Origin of the sequence: Pseudomonas zanjanensis (assembly GCF_014268745.2) — a bacterium.
Lineage (GTDB): Bacteria > Pseudomonadota > Gammaproteobacteria > Pseudomonadales > Pseudomonadaceae > Aquipseudomonas > Aquipseudomonas zanjanensis.
Map to the genome: position 1 here is coordinate 672239 of NZ_JABWRB020000002.1, position 23662 is coordinate 695900.

Here is a 23662-nt window from a genome sequence, read left to right on the forward strand (position 1 = left end):
AGCGAACATAAACGGCTATTGGTTGGGCAGTTCCTGCGGAAATTTATGCGGAAAATAAAATGGTCGATAAAGCCAGTAAATACTGGGTTTGACGATACCGTACGATAGATTGTTTCCGCTGTTTTTGCGGATTTTTCTGCGGAAAGAATCTATAAGGCATTCCTAAGGGTTTGCAAATGGGCGACCTGACGGCAGAACTCGGCGCCGGACATCCGCTGTTTCGGCCGTGGGCTCAAGGCCTGGCTGATGGCCCGCGTCGGTTGCCGGGTCAGGCGGGCGAGGACCTGCCATTGTTCGGCGACGGCCAGTTGTTCGAAACCTGGGTGAAGGTGGCGTGCCCGGCGCAGCACGTCTTGCTGCAAGGTGTGCAACAGGTGCTGCTGGCCGTTGTGGCGCAGGTGGAAACCGGCGCTGGCCTGCACGTGTTCTTCCAACTGGCGCCGCGCCTTGGAGGCGGGGGGTTGCAGCGGGCCATGGCGCACCGCCGAATGCCAGAACCACAGGGCAACCAGGGCCAGCAGTGCCACCAGCGCTTGGGGGAAATAGCGCAGCAACAGGGTCAGCAGGTCGTCGTGGTCGGTATTGAACAGCAGCGTGACGTCCGTGTCGGCGCTCAAATACCAGAGCAGCCAGGCGTTGTCGTACTGGTCGATCGCATCGTTCTTCCACAGCTCGGCATCGGTGAGCACGGTGATCGAGCCCAGGCCGAGGGTCAATTGCATCATGTGGGTCGACGACGCGCTGTTGGCCCAGCCCTGGGCCAGGTTATGCGGGTCTTCGAGGTGAAAGTCGGTGTCGAAGCTGATATAGGCCGGCGCCTCTTCGTCTTCCAGGTAGAGCTTGGTCAGTTCGGGGAAGCGGTCCTTGATCAGTTCGGGCGCGGGTTCCTTGAGGTCCTTGCTCAGGAATTGGCGCAGGCGCACGCGGTCGAGCAGCAGGTCGCCGCTGCTGCCGGCGCTGTCGTCCCACAAGGCTTCGGCCACGAAGAGCAAGCGCCCGCCGGCCCGGGTCCAGTTCATCAACCGGTCGACTTCCCGGGGCGTCATGTGGGTGCGCTCGCCCAGCAACAGCAGGCTGTGCTGGCGAGGCTCCAGGGTGGGCAATACATCCAGGCTGTTGGCGTGTTCGACGTTGATGCCCCGCTGGCGCAGGAAATGCTCGGCGGCCAGGTAAGGGTTGGCCTGGGCTTCGGGAGAAGGGCCGTGCTCGACGACCTCTTCATAGGGCACGGCTTTGGCGTAGAGATAGAAGCCGAATGCGCACACCACGGCGGCCAGCACGGCGCCGATCAGCCACCCCGCGTGCCGGCTCATCGAGACGCTCCCGGACCGAACAGCCCGCGCCAGCCGTCACACAGTTCCTGTTGCAGGTGGGTCGGCGGTGGGCGATGCCCGTAGGCAATGTTTTGCCAATGCAGCGTCAGGGCTTTGCTGAAGCCCAGCAGCTCGTCCTGCTTGAGCTGTTCGACGCGTTGCAGCACCTGGCCTTCGGTGTCGGACGGTTTCAAGGGGATCTTGAAATCATGATGCAACCGGCTGAGCAGTGCCCGGTACAGCAGGCCCAGGGCTTCACGGGGTTGCGTGGCCCACAGTTGTTCGACGCTGGCGGCGATGTCGGCCGGCAGGCTTTCTTCCCGGATATCCAGGCCGAACATGCGTGCCGGCGCCGCTCGTTCCACGGGCAGGCGTGGCGTCGGTCGGCGATTGACCAGGGCCTTGAGCCGCTCCCGATAGTGCCAGGCCAGCCAGACGATCGCGCCTATCAAGCAGGCCCACAGCGCGATCTGGATCAGCGAGGCGGCAATGTCGAAGCGTTGGCCGCCGAGCCATTTGAACAGGGCCTTGAGCCAGCTCGGTTTGGCCTCGGTCTCTTCGGTCTCCTCGGCGGGTTCAGCGGTGTCTTCGCCGAAACGATAACGGGTGACGGTCTCGGAGTTCTTGAAGGGCGGAGCGTCGAGGATCGCCTCGATGCCGTCCCGGGAGGCTTCGCTGGTGAGGGGCTGGTTGAGCAGCCGCGGGCTGTCGGGGCCGTTGGTGTCCTCAGCGGCAAACGCCGGGGGCGCCAATGGCAGCATCACCAGGGCCAGGAGCAACAACACCGGGGCTACGCCGCTCAGCCGCTGGCGCAGGCGCCGGAACACCAGTTCGATGTCCCACGCTTCGAGGATCGTGCGCCGGTTCAGGTAGAGGCTGAAGCCGCAGGCGACGTACACCGGTTCCCACAAGATCAGCAGCAGCGGATACAGGAAGTTGACCAGGTGCTCGAACCACAACCAGTCGTGTTCGGCTGCGGACACCAGCGTCTCCCAATCCCATTGCAGTTCGACTTGTTGCGGCACGAACAGGTAGAACAGCGCCATCAGGCCGAACCACAGGGCGGTTTCCAGGTGCATGCCGATGATGGTCAACCATTGCGAAGCGCCGCGATTACGTTGCAGCAATACCCGTATGCGTTGCTCCCGCGCTTCACCGGCGAGCCCTTCGAGTTGCACCACCGGCAGCAGGAAACTGCGGCTCAGGCTCAGCCGGCGCCAGGTCAGGCTGGCCAGCAACTGGGGTTTGAGCAGCGCTGGCCATTGGCGCAAGGCCTGCCTCAAGGTCGGGGTTTCGCCAAACAACGCCTTGGACAGAATGTACAAGGGCAAACGGTCAAAGGCCGGCTTCAGCCACCAGAACAGCATCACCACCAGGGACGGTGAATCCCACAGCAGCAGGGTCAGCAACAGGTACACCGGCAACGTGATGATCGCCCAACTGGTCATCAGCAGGCGTCGATGCTGCTGGCTCATCAATATGCCAAGGTCCATGGCTTCCCAGGTGGTGCGTGGGCGGATGACGACGGTGGCATCACTCAGGCGCATGGCGGACCCGTCCGGCAAACGACAGATAGCTGATCACCAACAGCCACAACAACGCGCCCACCGTGTATTTGGTGGCGGGCGTCACGGCGCTGGAGGACCAGTAGGCCTCGATGAACGCGGCGATGAGCAGGAACAGCATCACGCCACCGATCATCAGCACGCTTTTGCCCGCCGCGAGTCGCAAGGCCTCGCCCCGGGTCAGGCGTCCCGGCGCGATCAAGGCCCAGCCCAATTGCAGGCCCGCGGCGCCGGCCAGGGCGATGGCGGTGAGTTCGAAGGCGCCGTGGCCGATCACGAACGACCAGAACGTTCCCCCCGAGCCGATCTGGGTCAGGTGCCCGGCCACCGCGCCGATGGTCAGGCCATTGAAAAGCAGGAAGAACGCGCTCCCGAGCCCAAACATCAAGCCACTGGCGAACGTCTGAAAGGCAATGCCGATGTTGTGCATGATGTAGTAGCCGAACATGACCCAGTCTTCGCTGGCGGCCCGTTCGACCGAGCGCCCCAGGTGCCCGGAGGCGGGGTCATACATGCTGCGGATCTGGCTGATTTCGTCGGCGCCCAGCACGCTGTAGACCAGTTCCGGAAACAGATAGACCAGCAGCCCGATGCCCACCAGGCTGCCGAGGAACATCAGGCTGGCGGCCAGCACAAAGCGCCATTGTTCACGCACCAGGCGAGGGAAACCGACCAGGATGAAGGCCGAGAGGCTGGCCGAGGGGCGGCTGCGATCCCGGTAGAGTTGCTGATGACCGCGTAGCGCCAGTTGTTGCAGGGTGTCGACCAGCAAGCTGCTGTAGCCCCGGGCCTGGGCCAGTGCCAGGTGATGGCAGAGCCGTCGATAGGCGGCGGGGAAATCACCGCTCTGGGGTACGTTGCGGCTGCGCTCCAGTTGATCGAGTTGTCGGGACAGGTGCTCCCATTCGCCTTGGTGGCGGCTTTCGAACAGGCTTTGCTTCATGTCGGCCCCAACAAGCCACGGGCGATGCCATTGAGCTCGGCGGTGGCGTTCGGCCCTTGGACGTTCAGTGGCGCGGCCAGGATCGCCGCCAGTTCGTTGACCCGCGCCCGGGACAGTTCTGCCTGGCGTTCGGCGAAGCCCAGCACGGCGCGTTGTTCATGCAAGTTCAGGGTGAAAGGCGTGCGTATCGGCGGGGCCATGGGCAATGCGGGGCGTTTGACCGGTTGTTCGCGATACACCACCAGCGTGCCGGCCGCGAGATCGCCCAGGCGCTTGAACGCCGGATGCTGCAGGCAGCAAATGGCCCCGAAGGTGTAGCCGAAGGGCAGCATGTCGACGAAACGCAGCAGGTTGCGGATCAACGACGCCGACCAGCCGATGGGCCGGCCATCGTCCTGCACCACGCGCAGCCCCATGATCTGCTTGCCGGGAGAGCGCCCCTGGTTGAGCACCTCGAACAGCACCATGTACCACCAACTGATGACAAACAGCAGGATGGAACCCAGGCCGAGCCCCAGCTCACCGAAAAATGCCAGGACCAGGAAGAAAAAACCCAGGACCAGCCCGCGTATGCCCAGGTCGATGGCGAAGGCGATTGCACGCGGCATCAACCCCGCCGGGCGCAGCGGCAGGTCGATACCTTCCGGCGTTTCAACCTGATAACGCGTGTCCAGGGGCGCGGGCAGCGTCGCGTTCCTTTGCAGTGCTGGTGTCTCGAGCATGGGCAACCTGTGATGGGCCAGACCGAATGTTCAATCTCGGCCCCGATGCTAGCAGTCTTCGCGCGGGCAAACGATAGAACTGTGTGGGTCATTTCATGGTTTGCAACAGGATTGGGAGGGCGAACACGGTCTGTACCTCCATGCCGGGATTGCACTCGCAGGCACCGCAGACCAACTGTGGGAGCGGGCTTGCTCGCGAAAGCGGTGTGCCAGCTTGCATTGATGTTGAATGTATCGCCGTCTTCGCGAGCAAGCCCGCTCCCACACAGATCCACTATCCCTGGTATTAGTCTTTAAAAGTTACAGCACTGCTGGTCGCAGGCGGGTTCGAGCGCCTAGACTTCGCCAGTCTTCAGTTCAGGAACAGCCCGTGACTTCCATCTTCTGGTACGACTACGAAACCACCGGCATCAACCCGCGTTGCGACCGGCCCTTGCAGGTGGCGGGTATCCGTACCGACTTCGAGCTCAATGAAATCGACGAACCGGTGAACCTGTATTGCCGGCCCAGCGATGACATCCTGCCGCATCCGGCGGCCTGTGCCATTACCGGCATCACCCCGTCATGCCTGGCGGAAAAAGGCTTGAGCGAAGCCGATTTCATGACCCGTGTCCACGACCAACTGGCCGCGCCCGGTACCTGTGGCGCCGGCTACAACACCCTGCGCTTCGACGATGAAATGACCCGCTACAGCCTCTATCGAAACTTCTTCGACCCGTACGCGCGGGAATGGCAGGGCGGTAACAGTCGCTGGGATTTGATTGACCTGGTGCGCGCGGCCTATGCGCTGCGCCCACAAGGCATTGTCTGGCCGCAGGAAGACGGTCGCGTCAGCCTCAAGCTCGAACGCCTGACCGCCGCCAACGGCATCGATCATGGCCAGGCCCACGATGCGTTGTCGGACGTGCGTGCGACCATCGCCCTGGCTCGCCTGATCCGCCAGCAGCAGCCCCGGCTCTACGACTGGCTGTTCCAGCTGCGCAGCAAACAGAAGGTGATGGACCAGATTCGCCTGTTGCAGCCGATGGTGCATATTTCCGGTCGCTTTTCGGCGGCGCGCAACTACATCGGCGTGGTCCTGCCCCTGGCCTGGCATCCGAAAAACCGCAACGCCCTGATTGTCTGCGACCTGCATTTGGACCCCCAGGGCTTGTTGGACCACGACGCCGACAGCCTGCGCCAACGGTTGTATACCCGCCGTGAAGAGTTGCTCGAAGGTGAGCTGCCAGTGCCGCTCAAGCTTATCCATATCAACAAATGCCCGGTGGTCGCGCCGCTGTCGGTGCTGCGCGTCGAGGACCAGCAACGGCTGGCGCTGGACATGGAGGGTTACCAACAGCGGGCATTGCGACTAACTGACGGACAGAAAGTTTGGCAAGATAAACTTCAGGCTATTTATGGCCGCGAAGATTTCACCGCCAGCGAGGATCCCGAGCAACAGTTATACGCAGGCTTCTTGGGCGACCGCGATCGGCGTTTATGTGAACAAGTGCGCATGGCGGACCCGGCGCAGTTGGCTCAAGAGCGCTGGCCTTTCGATGATGAGCGTCTGCCGGAACTATTGTTCCGATATCGCGCACGCAACTTTCCAGACACCTTGGATCCCGAAGAGCAGGGGCGTTGGAGACTTTTCTGTCAACAACGTCTGTCCGCCCCGGAATGGGGAGCGCCTAATACCTTGCAAAGTTTTGACGAGGCGATGGGAGAGTGGCTGGGCCTGTCGACACCCATGCAGCGAGAAGTACTCATGGAATGGCAAGGCTACAGCCAGCAATTGCGCAAACGTTTAAGCCTTGAGTCGCAATGAATTGAAAAGATGACAGGCATAAAAAAACGCCAGCAATCGCTGGCGTTTTTTGTTCGCAAAGAAGCATGCGACGCGGTGAGGCTTAGCCCAGCAGGGTTGCCCAGCCTTCTACCACGTCACCGCCCCACTTGGCTTTCCACTCTTTCAGCGTCTTGTGGTTGCCACCTTTGGTTTCGATGACTTCGCCGTTGTGCGGGTTCTTGTATTGCTTAACTTTGCGAGCGCGCTTGGTGCCAGTAGTTTTGACGGCGCCACGTGGCGCTTTGCTCGACTTGGCTTCTGGATCCAGCAGGGCAATGATGTCACGCAGCGACTTGGAGTATTCGCCCATCAGCGTGCGCAGTTTGCCTTCGAATTCCAGCTCGGTTTGCAGTTTGTCGTCTTGCGACAGATTTTTCAGGCGAGCTTGCAGTTCTTTGATGGCTTCTTCTGTGGCGCGGTATTCATTGATCAAGGACATGTGGACTACCTTATGTAGGACGCGGGTGACAAGGAGACAGTGCGGCAATAGTAATCAGACAGTTTCATCAAGTAAACATTTAACCGGTGTTTTATTTAATTAATTAGTGCTGCGCCACAAAAATGCCTGTTGCAGTTAAATACCGTGACAGTGTCTTCACATCTATTCACACATATAGCCTGCCTTGCCAGGCCTCGCCGGCCATGGCCTGGGGCGGTCGCCCAGGCTCCGGCGTGTCATCGATACTGCAGTTTTGTCGCGCAATGGCTAGAATGGCCGCCTTTGCGAAGTTCTGGAGTTTCCCTAATGCGCACTTTTCGTCTGGTGATTGCTTGCCCGGACCGCGTCGGCATCGTTGCTAAAGTCAGTAACTTTCTGGCGTCCCATAACGGCTGGATCACCGAAGCGAGCCATCACTCGGACAATCAAAGCGGTTGGTTTTTCATGCGTCACGAGATCCGTGCCGACTCGCTGCCCTTCGGTATCGAAGCCTTCCGTGAAGCGTTCGCACCCATTGCCGAAGAGTTCTCGATGGACTGGCGCATCACCGACACCGCGCAGAAAAAGCGCGTGGTGCTGATGGCCAGTCGTGAGTCTCACTGCCTGGCTGACCTGTTGCACCGCTGGCACAGCGATGAGCTCGATTGCGACATCGCCTGTGTGATCTCCAACCATGATGACTTGCGCAGCATGGTGGAGTGGCACGGCATCCCGTACTACCACGTGCCGGTCAACCCGCAAGACAAGCAGCCGGCATTCGCCGAAGTCTCGCGGTTGGTCAAGCAGCACGACGCCGAAGTAGTGGTGCTGGCCCGCTACATGCAAATCCTGCCGCCGGCGTTGTGCAGCGAGTACGCCCATAAAGTCATCAACATCCACCACAGTTTCCTGCCGTCGTTCGTCGGTGCCAAGCCGTACCACCAGGCCTCGATGCGTGGTGTGAAGCTGATTGGCGCCACCTGCCACTACGTGACCGAAGAGCTGGACGCCGGCCCGATCATCGAGCAGGACGTGGTGCGCGTCAGCCACAGCGACAGCATCGAAGACATGGTGCGTTTCGGCCGTGACGTCGAGAAAATGGTGTTGGCCCGTGGCCTGCGTTATCACTTGGAAGACCGGGTGCTGGTGCACGGCAACAAGACCGTGGTCTTCTGACTACACTTCGAAGGGCCTGGACGAGTGATCGCCAGGCCTTTTTATTGACTAAAGAACAACGATGCCCCGTGGCGAGGGAGCTTGCTCCCGCTGGGCTGCGAAGCAGACCCAAAACCATTCAACACCGTGCACCGGGGAAAAGAGTAGGCAGGCTTTACGACTGCTGCGCAGCCGAGCGGGAGCAAGCTCCCTCGCCACAGTGATTCATACCGCTCAAGGAGCAACGCTGCGCCATGACCGATCCATTGGACAAAGCCACCTCCAAGGCCCCAACCACCCTGGGCGAAGGCTGCCTCAGCCGCTACGATCCTGACGCATTGAGCCCGGAGGACGGCACCGAGTTTCCCGACGCCGCGCAATTGTGGGAGCAACTGCATCCCCAGGACGAGGCCGAACAAAAGCCGTGACCGGTCAGGCTTGCCTGAGCCTGATCAGCTTCTTGATCAACGGCCGCCCGACCATCAGGAAAAACACCGGCCCGCCGGCCACCAGGTAGAAGTAATAGGTCACCGCCCGCCAGATCAGGATCGCCGCCGCCGCGGTGGACTTGCCCACCATGGGCGCCAGCAGCGCCGCCGAGGTCAGTTCGGCCGCCCCGGCACCACCCGGCAGCAGGCTGAACTGTCCCGCGCTCAAGGACAGCATCTGGATCAGGAAACTCCAGGCCCACTGCAAGTCCGCCCCCAGTCCCTTCAAGGCCAGGTACAACACGCTGTAGCGCAGCGCCCAATGCAGGCAGGTCAGGCCGAAGACCTGGAACAGGGTCCGTCGCGGCAATTTCAAGGTGTCGGTGAACGCCGCGAGGAAGTTCAGGATCTTGCGGCCCCAGCGTCGGCGGGTGGCGGTCTTTACCCGCAAGTGCCGCAGCACGCGGGCGCCCAGCAGGATCAATCGACGGTGATAACGGGCCACCAGGACGCAGCCGAACAGCCCGCCAAACAATGAAATCGCGCTCAACGCCAGCATCCATTCCAGGCGCTGGCTGAGGTTCTGGAACAGCGCGTAGAACAGAATGCCCACCAAGGCGCAGAGGAAGAACAGCAAGTCGCTCAACTGATCCATGGCGAACACCGCGCTGCCATGGGCCGGGCGCACGCCGTTACGCGCCAGCAGGGCCATCAGCGTCAGCGGGCCGCCGCTGCCGCCGGGCGTCGCGCACATGGCGAACTCGGTGGACATCACCACGCCCATGCTTTTCCACCGGCCGATGCGTCCACGGTATTCACCCAGCAACAGGCGCAAGCGTACGGAGTTCAAGCCCCAGCACAGCACGATCATGCCGAGCATGGCCAGCAGCAGCGACAAGGGAAAACGCTGCACCCGCGACCACATTTCCCCGCCGCCGACCAGCAGCGGCACCAATAGCGCCGTGAGCAGCGCGGCACCCAGCCAGATCAGCCGTTTCATGCGGCGCTACGGGCCAGTAGCCCCTGGGTCGCCAGCCAGCCGACCTTGGTCATCGGCACGCGACCGTCATTGAGCAAGCGTTCGAGGGTGCGCAGCCAATAGTCGCGGGAAAATCCGTGGCGCATGTCCACCGGGTGCAAGCCAAGGCGAATCACCGGGGCCTGGCGCCAGCGCTGTTCACGCTGGTCGCTGATGACTTTCGACAGGCCACGGCGCCAGGCGCTGCGGGCACTCCAGACCAGGCCCGGCGCGTCGATGGCGGTGAAGTCGGGCAGGCGATAGAGGTGTTGGGTATCGCTGGTGTAGCTCAGCGGCAACTGGCGCAACGCCCGGCGCGTGCCTTCGCTCATCAGCCAGGCCGGGGCCACGAAACCCTCCAGCGGCCAGTGGTAACGCTCAAAGGTGTCGATCCCGGCGCGCAGGCGGGCGAGGGCGGCTTGCTCGGACAGGTTGTAGAACTCCCCTTCGTGGGTATAGACCCGGCGCATGAACCAGTCCTTGGGGTGACGGGCAGCGGGGCCATCGTCGCAATGGTAGTAGCCATGCAATACCAGCTCATCGCCGCGCTCCACCCGGCTGTCGAGCAGGCGCCGAAAGCCGGGGTGAGCCTCCAAGGCATTGTTGCGGTGAAAGTTCGGCACCACCAGCCAGGTCATCGGCACCTGGCCGAGGGCATCGACGGCCTCGACGAAGGGCTGGTAATCGGGCCAGGTTTGCGGTGCCACGTCGTGCAGCACCAATAGAACACTGGGCGAGGAACTCATCGACACGGACCTCGCCTCAACCATTGGCCAGCAGCGGCAGCTGTTCGCCGAGCACGGCGTGGTAATGCCCCAGCAAACTGTTGACCACGGTATCCCAGGCGTAATGCCGTTCCACATGCCGGCGCGCCAGTGTGCCACGGCGCTGGCAGCCTTCGGCAAACAGTTGCCGCACGGCATTGGCCATGGCCTGCGGGTTGTTGGGCGTGCACAGCAACCCGCAGTCCTCTTTGACGATTTCGGTGAAGGCCCCGGCCGCCACCGCCACCACGGGAATACCGCTGGCCATGGCTTCGAGGATCACCAGGCCGAAAGTCTCCTGGTCGCCGGCGTGCAACAGGGCATCGGCGCTGGCCATGAGCCGGGCGACTTGCGGCGCCGGGCAGAATTCATCGACCACCGTGACGTTGTCCGGCACCACGGCGGGCATCGACGAGCCCACCAACAACAGGTGATAGCGCTCGCCCAGGCGTTTCATGCACTTGAGCAGCACAGGCAGGTTTTTTTCCTTGGAGCCGCGACCGGCGAAAATCAGCAGGCGCGTATCTTCGGCAATGCCCAGCTCGGCCCGCAGTTCCGGGTCGCGGGCGGCGGGGGTGAAGGTTTGCAGGTCGACGCCCAAGGGTTGCACGAAGACGTTCTTGACCCCCAGCCCGGTCAGTTTGTCGGCCATGACCTGGCTTGGCGCCAGGACCCGGTCGAAATTGCCATATAACTTGCTGACGTAGGCTTCGATGTTGGGCGTGAACCAGTTGCCCATGCGGTTGCTCACCAACAGTGGCAGGTCGGAGTGATAGAAGCCGATGACGGGCACGTCGAGCTGACGACGGGCATCCAATGCGGCCCAGGCGGTGAGGTACGGATCGCCAACCTCGATCAGGTCCGGCTGCAGATCGCGCAGGACATTGCGCCAGGGCGCCAGGCGAAGGGGAAAACGATAGCCCTTGCCGAACGGCAGCGCAGGGGCCGGAACCTTGTAGATTCCGTCGTGCTCGCTCAAATGCGCGCCGGGAATCAACAGGCTGTGACGAATACCGGGCCGATCGCCCAGGCGCCGGTGCTTGGCATCCAGGTAAGTGCGCACGCCTCCGCTGGCAGGGGCGTAGAACATGGTTATGTCCGCGATATGCACGATGAACATCCCTCCGGTCTGTGTTCTCCTGTGTTGACCTTTAGTAAGAATAGATGTTCGGTTGGGGTTGTGGTGACGTAGCCGTCATGCAAATGAATATGTGGCGAGGGAGCTTGCTCCCGCTGGACCGGGCTGGCGCTCCAGTGCGAAGCGCTCCCAAGATTTTGGGGCCGCTGCGCAGCCCAGCGGGAGCAAGCTCCCTCGCCACATGAGTGCGGTCAAATGTGGTTTTTATTTCCAGCGCCAGGGCCTTAATGCCCCAGGCATGCTTTTATATAAGCGTGCAAAATGGCGTCATATCGCAAACACCACGGGTGACCACATGCCTGACTCATCGCAACTCGTTATCGGCGCCGACCTCAGCGGCCAGCCCATCGGCCAGGCCATGCGCCTGGCGAACCGCCATGGCCTGGTGGCGGGCGCCACCGGTACCGGCAAGACCGTCACCTTGCAGCGCCTCGCGGAAATGTTCAGCGATGCCGGCGTGGCGGTGTTCGCGGCGGACATCAAGGGCGACCTGTGCGGCCTCGGCGCGGCGGGCAACCTCCAGGGCAAGATCGCCGAGCGTATCGCGGGCATGCCCTGGCTCGATCACAAACCCCAGGCTTATCCGGTGACCTTGTGGGATATCCACGGCCAGTCCGGTCATCCGCTGCGCACCACCTTGAGTGAAATGGGCCCGTTGTTGATCGGCAGCCTGTTGGAACTGACGGACAGCCAGCAATCGGCGCTCTATGCCGCGTTCAAGGTCGCCGATCGCGAGGGCCTGTTGCTGCTGGACCTCAAGGACCTGAAGGCGCTGCTCAATCACCTCAAGGACAATCCCGAGTTGCTGGGGGACGACGCGGCGCTGATGACCACCGGCTCCAGCCAGGCGCTGCTGCGGCGCTTGTCCACCTTGGAGCAGCAGGGCGCGGACGCGTTGTTCGGCGAGCCGGCCTTGCAGCTCGAAGACATCCTGCAACCGGCCAGCGATGGCCGCGGCCGCATCCACTTGCTCGATGCCAGCCGCCTGGTCCACGAAGCGCCAAAGGTCTACGCGACGTTCCTGCTGTGGCTGCTGGCCGAGCTGTTCGAGCAATTGCCCGAGCGCGGCGATGCGGACAAGCCGCTGCTGGCGCTGTTCTTCGACGAGGCGCACTTGCTTTTTGCCGGTACGCCCAAGGCTTTGCAGGAGCGCCTGGAGCAAGTGGTGCGGCTGATCCGCTCCAAGGGCGTAGGGGTGTATTTTGTGACCCAGTCGCCCGGAGACTTGCCGGACGACGTGCTGGCGCAATTGGGGTTGCGCATCCAGCACGGGTTGCGAGCCTTCACGGCCAAGGAACAGAAATCCCTGCGGGCGGTGGCCGACGGTTTCCGGCCCAACCCGCAGTTCGATGCCTTGGCGGTGTTGACCGAACTGGGCATCGGTGAAGCCCTGGTGGGCACCTTGCAGGAAAAAGGCACGCCGGAAATGGTCCAGCGCGTGCTGGTGGCGCCGCCGCAATCGCGGATCGGGCCATTGAGCGAGGCCGAGCGCGCCGGGCTGATCGCCAGTTCAGCGTTGCAAGGGCGCTACGACAAGCCGATTGATCGCGAGTCGGCCTATGAGGTGCTGATGGGGCGCAAGGGGCTGGAACCCCAGGCCGAAGCGGTACCGAGCAAGCCGGCGGCTGAAGCGCCCAGCTTCACCGAACAAGCCGGCGAGTTCCTCGGCACGGCGGCTGGCCAGGCACTTAAATCGGCGATGCGCCAGGCGGCCAATCAATTGGGCCGGCAGTTGGTGCGTGGGTTGATGGGGTCGTTGCTGGGGGGCAGCAAGCGCCGGTAGTCAGGACCGAGTCGCGGCCATCGCGAGCAGGCTCGCTCCCACAGTGGATCGATGTCGTACGCAAAATGTGCGTCCGCTGAAGATCCCCTGTGGGAGCGGGCTTGCTCGCGAAGGCGATCTGGCAGGCGAAAAATAGGCTGACTGACCTGCCGCTATCGCGAGCAGGCTCGCTCCCACAAGGGATCGGCGTCTTACACGAAATAGGTGTCCGCCGCAGATCCCCTGTGGGAGCGAGCCTGCTCGCGATAGCTATCTAACAACCGCCGAAAATCTCAACCCTTGGGCCTGGCATGGGCCGCCAACCGTTCCAGCGCCGCCCGCAGGTTGGGATCGCTGATGCCGTCCGCCGTGGCCTGGATGGTCGCGGCGGCGTCGGTGGACAAGTCCAGCGTATGCCCCTTGGCGCCGACCTGGACAGTAGGCGGTTGGACCTTGAACAGGATCCGCGTCAGGTTGGCGAATTCTTCGAACGCCTGGAGTTGGCGCAGCAAGCGTTTTTGCTGGTAGCGCAGGCGCGTGGCCCAGTGGCCGTCGGTGACAATCAGCAACAAGCTGCCTTCGCGCCACGACGCTACGTGGCAATGTTCGCGCGCGGCCGGTTGCAACTGGCTGTCCAGCAGGCGCTGCAGGTGGCCCAGGCGCCGGGCGTGGCCGAAGATGGCTTTCAACGGCTTGGCTTCGCGCAGCAGAACGGCGGGTGCCTTGGCTGGAAGAGGGCGAAAGGCCATGAATGAATACCGCAAATGACAGAGGCGCCATGGTAGCAGAAAGCGCCGGATGCGCCTCGACCCTCTCGCCCAGCGGCTTTTAGCTGCACAATCAATGAGTAACTTCTGCACCTTGCGGGTTGAAGTTCGCGCAAAAGCCCTTATTTTAGTGTGGCCCCGTCACAGCGCTGTGCCAGCATCGTGGAATAACGCCACTTTCCTCTCCATCGTTTCCGGGTAGAATGCTCGTTCGCATGCGGCCATGAGGGCTGCACGGGCGACTCATGGGGCCGCCCTCCATCCCTTTAGTGTGGAAGATCCTGCCGATATGTTTGCGCCTTTGTTAAAGAAACTTTTTGGAAGCAAGAACGAGCGTGAAGTCAAGCGCATGCTCAAGACGGTACAGACTGTCAATGCCTTCGAAGAGCAAATGGTGGCCCTTTCGGACGATCAGTTACGCGCCAAGACTGCCGAATTCAAGGACCGCATCGCCAAAGGGGAAACCCTTGACCAGCTCCTGCCCGAAGCCTTTGCGGTCGCCCGTGAAGCCGGCAAGCGGGTCATGGGCATGCGCCACTTCGACGTTCAGTTGATCGGCGGCATGACCTTGCACGAAGGCAAGATCGCTGAAATGCGTACCGGTGAGGGCAAGACCCTCGTGGCGACCCTGGGTGTGTACCTCAATGCATTGTCCGGCAAGGGCGTGCACGTGGTGACGGTCAACGACTACCTGGCCCGCCGCGACGCCAACTGGATGCGCCCGCTCTACGAATTCCTCGGCCTGACCGTCGGCGTCGTCACGCCGTTCCAGCCGCCGGAAGAGAAGCGCGCCGCCTATGCCGCCGACATCACCTACGGCACCAACAACGAATTCGGGTTCGACTACCTGCGCGACAACATGGCGTTCAGCATGGAAGAGAAATTCCAGCGTGAACTCAACTTTGCCGTGATCGACGAAGTCGACTCCATCCTCATCGACGAAGCCCGTACCCCGCTGATCATTTCCGGTCAGGCCGAGGACAGCTCCAAGCTGTACATCGAGATCAACAAACTGATCCCGCAGCTCAAGCTGCACGTCGAGGAAGTCGAAGGCGAAGTGACCCAGGCCGGGCACTACACCGTTGACGAGAAGACCCGCCAGGTCGAACTCAACGAGGCCGGTCACCAGTTCATCGAGGAAATGCTCACCCGCGTCGGCTTGCTGGCTGAGGGCGAGAGCTTGTACTCGGCCCATAACCTGGGCCTGCTGACCCACGTCTATGCCGGCCTGCGTGCCCACAAGCTGTTCCATCGCAACGTCGAATACATCGTGCAGGACGGCCAGGTCGTGCTGGTGGACGAGCACACCGGCCGTACCATGCCGGGCCGTCGCCTGTCCGAGGGCCTGCACCAGGCCATCGAAGCCAAGGAAGGCCTGAACATCCAGGCCGAGAGCCAGACCCTGGCCTCGACCACCTTCCAGAACTACTTCCGCCTGTACAACAAGCTGTCCGGCATGACCGGTACCGCGGACACCGAAGCGTTCGAATTCCACCAGATCTATGGCCTGCAAGTGGTGGTGATTCCGCCGAACAAGCCGCTGGCTCGTAAAGACTACAACGACCTGGTGTTCCTGACCGCCGAAGAGAAGTACGCGGCGATCATCAACGACATCAAGGAAGGCATGGCCCAGGGCCGTCCGATCCTGGTGGGTACCGCCACCATCGAGACCTCCGAGCACATGTCCGCCTTGCTCAACAAGGAAGGCATCGAGCACAAGGTCCTCAACGCCAAGTTCCACGAGAAGGAAGCCGAGATCATCGCCCAGGCTGGTCGCCCGGGTGCGCTGACCATCGCCACCAACATGGCCGGTCGTGGTACCGACATCCTGCTGGGCGGCAACTGGGAAGTGGAAGTCGCCAGCCTGGAAAACCCGACGCCTGAGCAGATCGCGCAGATCAAGGCCGACTGGCAGAAGCGTCACCAGCAGGTGCTCGAGTCCGGCGGTTTGCAGGTGATCGCGTCCGAGCGTCACGAATCCCGTCGCATCGACAACCAGCTGCGTGGCCGTGCCGGTCGCCAGGGCGACGCCGGTTCCAGCCGTTTCTACCTGTCCCTGGAAGACAGCCTGATGCGCATCTTCGCCTCTGACCGGGTGAAGAACTTCATGAAGGCCCTGGGCATGCAGCCAGGCGAGGCGATCGAGCACCGCATGGTGACCAACGCCATCGAAAAGGCCCAGCGCAAGGTCGAAGGCCGCAACTTCGATATCCGCAAGCAATTGCTCGAGTTCGACGACGTCAACAACGAACAGCGTAAAGTGATCTATCACATGCGTAACAGTTTGTTGGCCGCCGACAACATTGGCGAAACCATCGCCGATTTCCGCCAGGACGTGCTCAACGCCACCGTCAGCGCCCACATCCCGCCGCAATCGCTGCCGGAACAGTGGGACGTCGCTGGCCTGGAAGCCGCCTTGCAGAGCGATTTCGGCGTGGCCTTGCCGATCCAGCAATGGCTCGACGAAGACGATCACCTGTACGAAGAAACCCTGCGCGAAAAACTGCTGGCCGAACTGATCGCCGCCTATAACGAGAAGGAAGACCAGGCGGGGGCCGAGGCCCTGCGTTCCTTCGAGAAGCAGATCGTGCTGCGGGTGCTGGACGACTTGTGGAAAGACCACCTGTCGACCATGGACCATCTGCGCCACGGTATCCATTTGCGTGGTTACGCCCAGAAGAACCCGAAGCAGGAGTACAAGCGCGAGTCCTACACGCTGTTCTCCGAGTTGCTCGATTCGATCAAGCGCGACTCGATCCGTGTGCTGTCCCACGTTCAGGTTCGCCGCGAAGATCCGGCCGAAGAAGAAGCTCGCCTGCGCCAGGAAGCCGAAGCCTTGGCCGCGCGGATGCAGTTCGAACACGCCGAAGCCCCTGGCCTGGAAGTGGTCGCCGAAGAGGGCGTCGATGTGGATGTCGCCCTGGCGACCGCACCGGTGCGCAACGAGCAGAAGCTGGGCCGTAACGAACTGTGCTACTGCGGTTCGGGCAAGAAATACAAGCATTGCCACGGGCAGATCCAATAATCCCGTTTCAACGCTGAACGACCCGCGCCGCGACAAGAGTCTCTTGTCGCGGCGTTTTGCCATTTGATCAGTCGTCTTGATAAGGACGATGCTGAATACATTTATTAAGGAGCGCATTCATGGCTGTTGGTCTTGGTCCGTTGCCCACGTTGCACCCGGTTGCCGGTTTTGAACTCGGTATCGCTTCGGCCGGCATCAAGCGCCCCGGGCGCAAGGATGTCGTGGTCATGCGTTGCGCCGAAGGTTCGACCGTAGCGGGCGTGTTCACCCTCAACGCTTTCTGTGCCGCGCCGGTGATCCTGGCCAAGCAACGCGTGCAAGGGCCGGTGCGTTACCTGCTGACCAACACCGGCAACGCCAACGCCGGCACCGGCGCGCCAGGTCTGGCCGCCGCCGAGCGCACCTGCGCCAAGCTGGCTGAGCTGACCGGCGTCGACGCCAGCCAGGTGCTGCCGTATTCCACCGGTGTGATCGGCGAGCCGCTGCCGGTGGAGAAGATCGAAGGCGCGCTGCAAGCCGCCCTCGATGACTTGTCGGAAAACAACTGGGCCGCGGCCGCCACCGGCATCATGACCACCGACACGCTGCCCAAGGGCGCGAGCCGCCAGTTCCAGCATGACGGCGTGACCATCACCGTCACCGGCATCAGCAAGGGTGCCGGCATGATCCGCCCGAACATGGCGACCATGCTCGGCTACATCGCCACCGACGCCAAGGTCTCGCGCCAAGTGCTGCAAGACCTGATGCTCGACGGCGCCAACAAGTCGTTCAACCGCATCACCATCGACGGCGACACGTCCACGAATGACTGCTGCATGCTGATCGCCACCGGCCAGGCCAACCTGCCGGAGATCACCGAGGCCAGCGGTTCGTTGTTCGCCGCCCTGAAGCAGGCAGTGTTCGACGTGTGCATGGAAGTGGCCCAGGCCATCGTCCGTGACGGCGAAGGCGCGACCAAGTTCGTGACCGTGCAGGTCAACGGCGGTGGCAACCACCAGGAATGCCTGGATGTCGGCTACACCGTGGCGCACTCGCCGCTGATCAAGACCGCGCTGTTCGCCTCCGACCCGAACTGGGGCCGGATCCTTGCCGCCGTCGGCCGGGCCGGCGTGCCTGAGCTGGACGTGAGCAAGATCGACGTGTTCCTCGGTGAGGTCTGCATCGCCAGCCAAGGCGCGCGCGCTGCCACATACACCGAAGCCCAGGGCGCGGCGGTGATGCAGCAGGAAGAAATTACCATCCGTATCGAGTTGGGACGGGGTGATTGCAGCGAAACGATCTGGACGACTGATCTGTCGCACGAGTATGTGAAGATCAACGCCGAGTATCGGACGTAAACCGAGTTGTCCCATTCGCGAGCAAGCCCGCTCCCACAAGAGATTCGCGGGGTGACATAGAAAGTGTTTACACAACAAATTCCATTGTGGGAGCGGGCTTGCTCGCGAAGGCGGCCCGACAGACTCCACAGTTTTTTCTGATTGATCCACAAGAAAGGAATCCCCATGAGCCTGCACCTGATCATCGGCGACAAAGATCTCTCTTCCTGGTCCATGCGCGGCGCGCTCGCCCTGGCGCTGACCGGTGCGAAGTACACCGAAGAGTTGGTCAGGCTCGGCCAGCCGGATACCCGTGAAAAGCTGCTCAAGTATTCAGCCACGGCCAAGGTCCCATTGCTCAAGACCGAATTCGGCGTGATCTCCGATTCCCTGGCGATTGCCGAATACCTGGCCGAACAATTTCCCGAGGCCAATCTCTGGCCCAAGGACGTGGCTGCCCGGGCCCAGGCGCGCTCGGCCTGTGCGCAGATGCACAGCGGCTTTTTCGCCCTGCGCAACCATATGCCCATGGATCTGCTGCACGATGCGCCGCTGTCACCGATGCCATCCGACGTGCAGGCGGACATCCAGCGGATGCTGGCGTTGTGGGCCGAATGCCGTGCGGCGGCGACCGAAACCGGTCCCTACCTGTTTGGCCGCGTAAGCCTGGCCGATGCTTTTTTTGCCCCGGTTGCCGTACGCTTGCGCACTTATCAAGTGGCACTGCCGGAGGTCGATGAGGCCTACGTCCAAACCCTATATCAATGGTCAGCGTTCAAGGCGTGGCAACAAGCTGGCCTGGAGGAAACTACGCGGTGAAACGAGTCCATGTGGCGGCGGCGGTGATCCGCGACGCTGCCGGCAAAATCCTCATTGCCCGACGGGCCGACACCCAACACCAGGGTGGCCTGTGGGAATTTCCTGGTGGCAAGGTCGAGGCCGATGAGTCCGTTGAGACGGCCCTGGCCCGCGAGCTTCATGAGGAACTGGGCATCGTCGTCGACGTTGCCCGGCCGTTGATCAAGGTGCGTCACGATTACCCGGACAAACAGGTGTTGCTGGACGTCTGGGAAGTTTCGGCGTTCAGTGGCGAACCCCATGGCGCCGAAGGTCAACCGTTGGCCTGGGTGACGGCCCGCGACCTGACGAATCATGAATTTCCAGCGGCCAACCAGCCGATCGTCGCGGCGGCCCGTTTGCCGGGTGAATACCTGATCACCCCGGAAGGCCTTGAGACGCCAGCCTTGCTGCGCGGCATGCAGAAGGCGATTGCCGGCGGGATCAAGTTGGTCCAGTTGCGTGCGCCTAATGGCTACGACCCGCAATACCGCGATCTGGCGGTGGATGCGGTGGGGTTGTGTGCCGGCAAGGCCCAACTGATGCTCAAGGGACCGTTCGAGTGGCTGGGGGATTTTCCTTCCGCGGGCTGGCACATTACCGCTGCGCAACTGCGCAAGCATGCGGCGGCCGGCCGACCGTTCGGTAAGGATCGCTGGCTGGCGGCTTCTTGCCATAACGCCGAGGAGCTGTCCCTGGCGCAGCAGATGGATGTGGACTTTGTCACCCTTTCGCCGGTGCAGCCGACCCAGACCCATCCCGATGCACAGCCGTTGGGCTGGGCGGAGGCGGCGCGGTTGATCGAGGGCTTCAACCGGCCGGTCTATCTGTTGGGCGGGGTAGGGCCTGGCGAGCAGCAAAAAGCCTGGGAGGCCGGGGCGCAGGGTGTGGCGGGGATTCGGGCGTTTTGGCCTGAGGCTTGATGGTGTGGTGTGACTGCCGGCCTCTTCGCGAGCAAGCCCGCTCCCACAGTAGATTTCTGCCAGGTACAGAATGTGTGCCTGCCGCAGATCCCCTGTGGGAGCGGGCTTGCTCGCGAAGGCGGACTGACAGGCGATACACCTCTGATCAGCCTTCAGGCTTGGCCGCCGCCACCCAAAGCACCTCCGCCACCCCCTGCCGCCGGGCAATGACCCGCGCGGTCACGAACAGCAGATCCGACAACCGATTGATATAGGCCAGCCCCGGCCCGGCCAGCGGCTCCACCGCGTTCAATTGCTGGCAACGACGCTCGGCGCCGCGGGCCAGGGCTCGGCAGACGTGAGCTTGCGCGATCAAGGAAGATCCGCCGGGCAGGATGAAGTTTTCCAGCGGCCCCAGTTCTTCATTCCACAGGTCAATCGCCGCTTCCAGCCGCTCGATTTCCGCCACGTTCAAGGCTTGGTACGCCGGCATCGCGAGCTCACCACCCAAGTCGAACAACCGGTGCTGACACGGCGCCAACACTGCGATGACTTCCTCCAGCGCCGGATGCCGGACGGACTCCTCGGCCAGCCCGGCGAGCAACAAGCCCAACTGGCTGTTCAGTGTGTCCACTTCGCCGATGGCCTCGACTCGTGGATGATCCTTTGCCACGCGGCGACCATCGCCCAACCCGGTTTCACCTTTGTCGCCGGTGCGGGTGTAAATCTTCGACAGGCGAAAGCCCATGCTCAGCGCTCCAGTTGTTTGTTTTCCTGGGCCACCATCGACGTGCCCGCCAAGGGCAGGCGCAGCGTGAAGCAGGTGCCTTGGCCCGGCGCCGACTGCACTTCCATCTGGCCCTTGTGGTTGTTGGTGATGATGAAATACGAGACCGACAGCCCAAGGCCGGTGCCCTGGCCGATCTCCTTGGTGGTGAAGAAGGGTTCGAAGGTGCGCTTGCGCACGTTCTCGCTCATGCCGATGCCGTTGTCCTCGACCTGGATTTCCGCCCACGGCGGATTCAACCGTGTGCGCAGGATAATGCGCCCGGGCTCGCTGTCGTCCTGGCGCTGATGAATCGCCTGGGCGGCGTTTTTCAGCAGGTTGAGCAGCACCTGTTCCAGTTCGTTGGCCGTGCCGGGCACCGGCCCCAGGTTCGGGTCGAACTGACGGATGATCGCCTGGCCCTTGAAGTCGAAGCCGATCGCCAGGTCGAAGTCGTTACCGGCGATCTCCACCGCCTGGTCGATCAGTGCGGGCAGGTCGCAAGGCGCCATTTGCCGGGTGCTGCGCCGGCTGAAACTGAGCATGTGGGTGACGATTTTCGCCGCCCGGGCGCCGGCTTGCTGGATGCCGTCAAGCAACTGCGGAATCTCGCGGCTTTCCAGGTAGCGGTTGACCACCGGCAGTTCGATGCCCAACTGCTCGGCCTGTTCGAGGTTCTTTGGCAATTCCGGTGACAGCCGCCGACGGATGTTCTGCACGTTGTGCAGGATGGCGCCCAAGGGGTTGTTGATTTCATGGGCCATGCCTGCCGCGAGGCCACCGACCGAGAGCATTTTTTCCGATTGCACCATCATTTCTTCCAGCGACAGGCGCTGGGTGATGTCATCGATGCGGATCACCACGCCACGCCCGGCGCCGCCCATCAACGGGTAGAAGGTCAGGGCGTAATGCCGGGCTTCGTCGTCCTTGGTCCAGGTGACGCGTTCGATCTTGGCCACCGTGTGTTGCTCGACGGTCTGCTTGAGTTGGGGCAGGTACGGCTTGAGCGGTTCGAAGGCGAGGAAGATCGGCTGGTTCAAGGCCTCGTCCAGGCGCGTGCCGGAGAGGGCGCTGGCTTCCTGGTTCCATTGGGTCACGTAGAGTTGTTCGTCGAGGGCGATCAGCGCCGACGGCATGGAGTCGATAATGCTGTTGAGATAATTCTGGAAGCCCGTGAGTTTTTTCTCGATCTTGCTGCGCACCTGGACTTCCAGCTCCAGCTTGCGATTGGTATGGCGGGTTTCTTCCGCCAGGCCCTGGGCCTGGTCGTAGGCGGCCTGGGAGTCGTCCCGCGCGCGCTTGAGTTGCTGTTCCCGGGCTTCGATCCGCGACAGCATGGTATTGAACGCCTCGGCCAGGCTACCGATTTCATCGTGGTTGCCCCGGGCGGCGCGCAGGGCATAGTTTTCCTCGCGGGTAACCTGGCGTGACAGCTCTTCGAGCTGATGGATCGGCTGGGTGATCAGGCGTTTGATCTGTTGGGCAATGACCAGCCACAGCAACACGCTGAAAATCAGGATGCCAAGGCTGGCGGTCAGGGTGCCGGTGTAGAACGCCGTGGGCAATTCGCTGCTGGCCACCAGCAACAGGTGGCCGGGCTCGGTGCCCGGACGGGGCAGGGTAATGACCTTGTTGCTGCGAAACTCACCCGCTTGCCAGGCTTGTATGTTGCGGTAATGGTCCGGCAGCTTGAGCTTTTCGCCCTGTTGCAGCTGTGCCAGGCGCTCGCCCTGGCCGTCGTACAGCGCCGCCGCCCGCAGCGGTGCATAACTGTTGAGTTCGTCGAGCAGGCGTTGGGCACTTTGGGGCGATTGCAGGGCCTCGGAGATCAGGCTCGGATTGGCGATCAGCCGGCCAATGGTCTGCAGGGCCTGGGGCGCCATGCTTTCCTGGGAAATATAGTAGGCGGCGCTGATAAAGGTCAGGTTGGCCACCAGCAGGACAGTGGTCAACAACACCAACAGGGCGGCCAGCAGTTTCTGGCCGACCGGGAGGTTTTCAAGGCGCTGGCGCAATGGCATCAGACTCGTCGCTAAGAAGGAACACGAGGCCAGCGTAGCCGCTGCTCAGTCGCTGGGCAATCCGAGGTTGTCCAAGTGGACAATCAGTCGCTGGCGCAGCTGTTCCAGATGCGGCACGCTCAGCTCATGGCGTTGGGCGACCTTGCAGGCGTAACCGAGCAAATAGCTGATTTCGGTGCGCCGCCGATTGGCGACGTCCTGGTACATCGAGGAGTAATTGGCGGCCGTGGCCTGGATCACCCGTTCGACTTCCGGCTGCAAATCCTCGGCCGCCGCGGGCTGGCCGCAACGTTCGAGCAGGTCAGTGAGCTCCGCGCACAAGGTCGCGACTTCGCAGCGGTGTTCCTGCAAGCCACCGTTCTTGCATTGATGCAGCACGGTCAGTGGATTGATCGCACAATTGAGCGCCAACTTGCGCCAGAGTCGGGTGAGGATGTCGGCGCTCCATTCGTGGGGAATGCCGGCGGCGGTCAGGTCGTCCAGCCAGAACGGCGCGACCGGGTGCGCCGGGTCGCCCAGCCAGGTATAGCCGTGGCCGGCGAATACCACGCGCCAGTCACCGTCGCGGAACGCGCCTTCGGTGCTGGAGGCGCTGATGCAACGGGCCTGGGGCACACAGTTGGCCACCGCGTCCTGGCTGCCGAGGCCGTTTTGTAGCAGGATCAGTTCCGATTCGGCGCCCAGGCGATGGGCCACCGAATTCACGGCTGCTTCTGCGTCGTAGGCTTTGCAGGCTAGAAGCAGGCGCTTGATGGGCGCCGGGCTGTCCGCCGTTTCGCCCGGCACCGGGTAGCACTGCGCCTGGCCTTGTTCCACCAGGGTCAGGCCACCGGCGTTGCGGTAGGCCTGCAAGCGCGCTTCGCTGCGCAGCACCAACCGCACCGGCAACCCGGCCCGGGCCAGGCGCGCGGCCCACAACGTGCCGAGACTGCCGGCCCCGAGGACATGCCAAGTGGTCGACATCAGTTTTTTGC

General features: G+C 62.5%; 20 protein-coding genes. 8 read left to right on the plus strand and 12 right to left on the minus strand.

Annotated features, from left to right (window positions below):
* Nucleotides 1–149 precede the first annotated feature (149 nt).
* Genes HU715_RS18735 through HU715_RS18750 form a run of 4 tightly spaced genes read right to left on the minus strand, consistent with a single transcriptional unit; the run spans nt 150 to nt 4543 of the window.
* Nucleotides 150–1313, minus strand: a complete 1164-nt coding sequence (locus HU715_RS18735; RefSeq protein WP_186706383.1) for a DUF4350 domain-containing protein — start codon at nt 1311–1313, stop codon at nt 150–152.
* The gene (locus HU715_RS18740; protein ID WP_186706382.1) at nt 1310–2860 is read right to left on the minus strand and encodes a DUF4129 domain-containing protein; all 1551 of its coding nucleotides are present in this window, start codon (nt 2858–2860) and stop codon (nt 1310–1312) included. The genes HU715_RS18735 and HU715_RS18740 overlap by 4 nt, the downstream gene beginning before the upstream one ends.
* Nucleotides 2847–3821: a stage II sporulation protein M gene (locus HU715_RS18745; RefSeq protein WP_186706381.1), complete on the minus strand. Its 975-nt coding sequence runs from the start codon at nt 3819–3821 to the stop codon at nt 2847–2849. Before HU715_RS18745 ends, HU715_RS18740 begins: the two co-directional genes overlap by 14 nt.
* Entirely contained in the window at nt 3818–4543 is a 726-nt protein-coding gene (locus HU715_RS18750; RefSeq protein ID WP_186706379.1) for an RDD family protein, read from the minus strand. Before HU715_RS18750 ends, HU715_RS18745 begins: the two co-directional genes overlap by 4 nt.
* Before the next feature lie 370 nt (nt 4544–4913).
* On the opposite strand from HU715_RS18750, the gene sbcB reads away from it, so the two are divergent.
* Entirely contained in the window at nt 4914–6350 is a 1437-nt protein-coding gene (gene sbcB / locus HU715_RS18755) for an exodeoxyribonuclease I (protein ID WP_186706378.1), read from the plus strand.
* Nucleotides 6351–6432: 82 nt separating this feature from the next.
* Here the strand turns inward: sbcB and mvaT are convergent, their stop codons facing one another.
* Nucleotides 6433–6810, minus strand: a complete 378-nt coding sequence (gene mvaT, locus HU715_RS18760; protein WP_003205091.1) for a histone-like nucleoid-structuring protein MvaT — start codon at nt 6808–6810, stop codon at nt 6433–6435.
* Between the two features lie 306 nt (nt 6811–7116).
* Here mvaT and purU point away from each other — a divergent pair, with 306 nt between their 5' ends.
* Nucleotides 7117–7965: a formyltetrahydrofolate deformylase gene (gene purU, locus HU715_RS18765; protein WP_003178545.1), complete on the plus strand. Its 849-nt coding sequence runs from the start codon at nt 7117–7119 to the stop codon at nt 7963–7965.
* Between the two features lie 233 nt (nt 7966–8198).
* Nucleotides 8199–8372 carry a hypothetical protein gene (locus HU715_RS18770; protein ID WP_186706377.1) on the plus strand — a complete coding sequence of 58 codons (174 nt, stop codon included), beginning with the start codon at nt 8199–8201 and terminating at the stop codon, nt 8370–8372.
* 4 nt (nt 8373–8376) lie between these two features.
* Here HU715_RS18770 and gpgF read toward each other — a convergent pair whose 3' ends face one another.
* From gpgF to gpgS, 3 genes are read right to left on the minus strand one after another with little or no spacing between them, the layout of a single operon-like run.
* Nucleotides 8377–9372 (minus strand): glucosaminyl phosphatidylglycerol flippase, encoded by a 996-nt coding sequence (gene gpgF, locus HU715_RS18775; protein ID WP_186706376.1) that lies wholly within the window; start codon nt 9370–9372, stop codon nt 8377–8379.
* Nucleotides 9369–10136: an N-acetylglucosaminyl phosphatidylglycerol deacetylase gene (gene gpgD / locus HU715_RS18780; protein WP_186706374.1), complete on the minus strand. Its 768-nt coding sequence runs from the start codon at nt 10134–10136 to the stop codon at nt 9369–9371. Before gpgD ends, gpgF begins: the two co-directional genes overlap by 4 nt.
* A gap of 16 nt (nt 10137–10152) precedes the next feature.
* Entirely contained in the window at nt 10153–11274 is a 1122-nt protein-coding gene (gpgS, locus tag HU715_RS18785; RefSeq protein ID WP_186706373.1) for an N-acetylglucosaminyl phosphatidylglycerol synthase, read from the minus strand.
* Nucleotides 11275–11587: 313 nt separating this feature from the next.
* Here gpgS and HU715_RS18790 point away from each other — a divergent pair, with 313 nt between their 5' ends.
* The gene (locus HU715_RS18790; protein ID WP_186706371.1) at nt 11588–13075 is read left to right on the plus strand and encodes a helicase HerA-like domain-containing protein; all 1488 of its coding nucleotides are present in this window, start codon (nt 11588–11590) and stop codon (nt 13073–13075) included.
* Nucleotides 13076–13347: 272 nt separating this feature from the next.
* On the opposite strand, the gene HU715_RS18795 is transcribed toward HU715_RS18790, so the two are convergent.
* Nucleotides 13348–13803: a DUF721 domain-containing protein gene (locus tag HU715_RS18795; protein WP_186706370.1), complete on the minus strand. Its 456-nt coding sequence runs from the start codon at nt 13801–13803 to the stop codon at nt 13348–13350.
* A gap of 307 nt (nt 13804–14110) precedes the next feature.
* Here HU715_RS18795 and secA point away from each other — a divergent pair, with 307 nt between their 5' ends.
* From secA to HU715_RS18815, 4 genes are all read left to right on the plus strand, one after another.
* Nucleotides 14111–16846: a preprotein translocase subunit SecA gene (secA, locus tag HU715_RS18800; RefSeq protein ID WP_186706369.1), complete on the plus strand. Its 2736-nt coding sequence runs from the start codon at nt 14111–14113 to the stop codon at nt 16844–16846.
* A gap of 119 nt (nt 16847–16965) precedes the next feature.
* The gene (argJ, locus tag HU715_RS18805) at nt 16966–18183 is read left to right on the plus strand and encodes a bifunctional glutamate N-acetyltransferase/amino-acid acetyltransferase ArgJ (protein WP_186706368.1); all 1218 of its coding nucleotides are present in this window, start codon (nt 16966–16968) and stop codon (nt 18181–18183) included.
* A 165-nt stretch (nt 18184–18348) separates the two neighbouring features.
* Nucleotides 18349–18981, plus strand: coding sequence for a glutathione S-transferase family protein (locus HU715_RS18810; RefSeq protein ID WP_186706367.1), 633 nt, complete (start codon nt 18349–18351; stop codon nt 18979–18981).
* The gene (locus HU715_RS18815; protein WP_186706366.1) at nt 18978–19922 is read left to right on the plus strand and encodes a Nudix family hydrolase; all 945 of its coding nucleotides are present in this window, start codon (nt 18978–18980) and stop codon (nt 19920–19922) included. The genes HU715_RS18810 and HU715_RS18815 overlap by 4 nt, the downstream gene beginning before the upstream one ends.
* A gap of 145 nt (nt 19923–20067) precedes the next feature.
* Here HU715_RS18815 and HU715_RS18820 read toward each other — a convergent pair whose 3' ends face one another.
* From HU715_RS18820 to HU715_RS18830, 3 genes are read right to left on the minus strand one after another with little or no spacing between them, the layout of a single operon-like run.
* Nucleotides 20068–20649, minus strand: a complete 582-nt coding sequence (locus tag HU715_RS18820; RefSeq protein ID WP_186706365.1) for a cob(I)yrinic acid a,c-diamide adenosyltransferase — start codon at nt 20647–20649, stop codon at nt 20068–20070.
* Nucleotides 20650–20651: 2 nt separating this feature from the next.
* A complete protein-coding gene (locus HU715_RS18825) occupies nt 20652–22688 on the minus strand; it encodes a sensor histidine kinase (protein WP_186706364.1) in 2037 nt (678 codons plus the stop codon).
* Nucleotides 22689–22733: 45 nt separating this feature from the next.
* Nucleotides 22734–23651, minus strand: a complete 918-nt coding sequence (locus tag HU715_RS18830; RefSeq protein ID WP_186706363.1) for a putative 2-dehydropantoate 2-reductase — start codon at nt 23649–23651, stop codon at nt 22734–22736.
* Nucleotides 23652–23662: the final 11 nt, after the last annotated feature.

Coding starts and splice junctions, on each gene's coding strand:
- HU715_RS18735 (WP_186706383.1), bottom strand. CDS start 1,313: ATGAGCCGGCACGCGGGGTGGCTGATCGGCGCCGTGCTGGCCGCCGTG.
- HU715_RS18740 (WP_186706382.1), bottom strand. CDS start 2,860: ATGCGCCTGAGTGATGCCACCGTCGTCATCCGCCCACGCACCACCTGG.
- HU715_RS18745 (WP_186706381.1), bottom strand. CDS start 3,821: ATGAAGCAAAGCCTGTTCGAAAGCCGCCACCAAGGCGAATGGGAGCAC.
- HU715_RS18750 (WP_186706379.1), bottom strand. CDS start 4,543: ATGCTCGAGACACCAGCACTGCAAAGGAACGCGACGCTGCCCGCGCCC.
- mvaT (WP_003205091.1), bottom strand. CDS start 6,810: ATGTCCTTGATCAATGAATACCGCGCCACAGAAGAAGCCATCAAAGAA.
- purU (WP_003178545.1), top strand. CDS start 7,117: ATGCGCACTTTTCGTCTGGTGATTGCTTGCCCGGACCGCGTCGGCATC.
- HU715_RS18770 (WP_186706377.1), top strand. CDS start 8,199: ATGACCGATCCATTGGACAAAGCCACCTCCAAGGCCCCAACCACCCTG.
- gpgF (WP_186706376.1), bottom strand. CDS start 9,372: ATGAAACGGCTGATCTGGCTGGGTGCCGCGCTGCTCACGGCGCTATTG.
- gpgD (WP_186706374.1), bottom strand. CDS start 10,136: ATGAGTTCCTCGCCCAGTGTTCTATTGGTGCTGCACGACGTGGCACCG.
- gpgS (WP_186706373.1), bottom strand. CDS start 11,274: ATGTTCATCGTGCATATCGCGGACATAACCATGTTCTACGCCCCTGCC.
- HU715_RS18790 (WP_186706371.1), top strand. CDS start 11,588: ATGCCTGACTCATCGCAACTCGTTATCGGCGCCGACCTCAGCGGCCAG.
- HU715_RS18795 (WP_186706370.1), bottom strand. CDS start 13,803: ATGGCCTTTCGCCCTCTTCCAGCCAAGGCACCCGCCGTTCTGCTGCGC.
- secA (WP_186706369.1), top strand. CDS start 14,111: ATGTTTGCGCCTTTGTTAAAGAAACTTTTTGGAAGCAAGAACGAGCGT.
- argJ (WP_186706368.1), top strand. CDS start 16,966: ATGGCTGTTGGTCTTGGTCCGTTGCCCACGTTGCACCCGGTTGCCGGT.
- HU715_RS18810 (WP_186706367.1), top strand. CDS start 18,349: ATGAGCCTGCACCTGATCATCGGCGACAAAGATCTCTCTTCCTGGTCC.
- HU715_RS18820 (WP_186706365.1), bottom strand. CDS start 20,649: ATGGGCTTTCGCCTGTCGAAGATTTACACCCGCACCGGCGACAAAGGT.
- HU715_RS18825 (WP_186706364.1), bottom strand. CDS start 22,688: ATGCCATTGCGCCAGCGCCTTGAAAACCTCCCGGTCGGCCAGAAACTG.
- HU715_RS18830 (WP_186706363.1), bottom strand. CDS start 23,651: ATGTCGACCACTTGGCATGTCCTCGGGGCCGGCAGTCTCGGCACGTTG.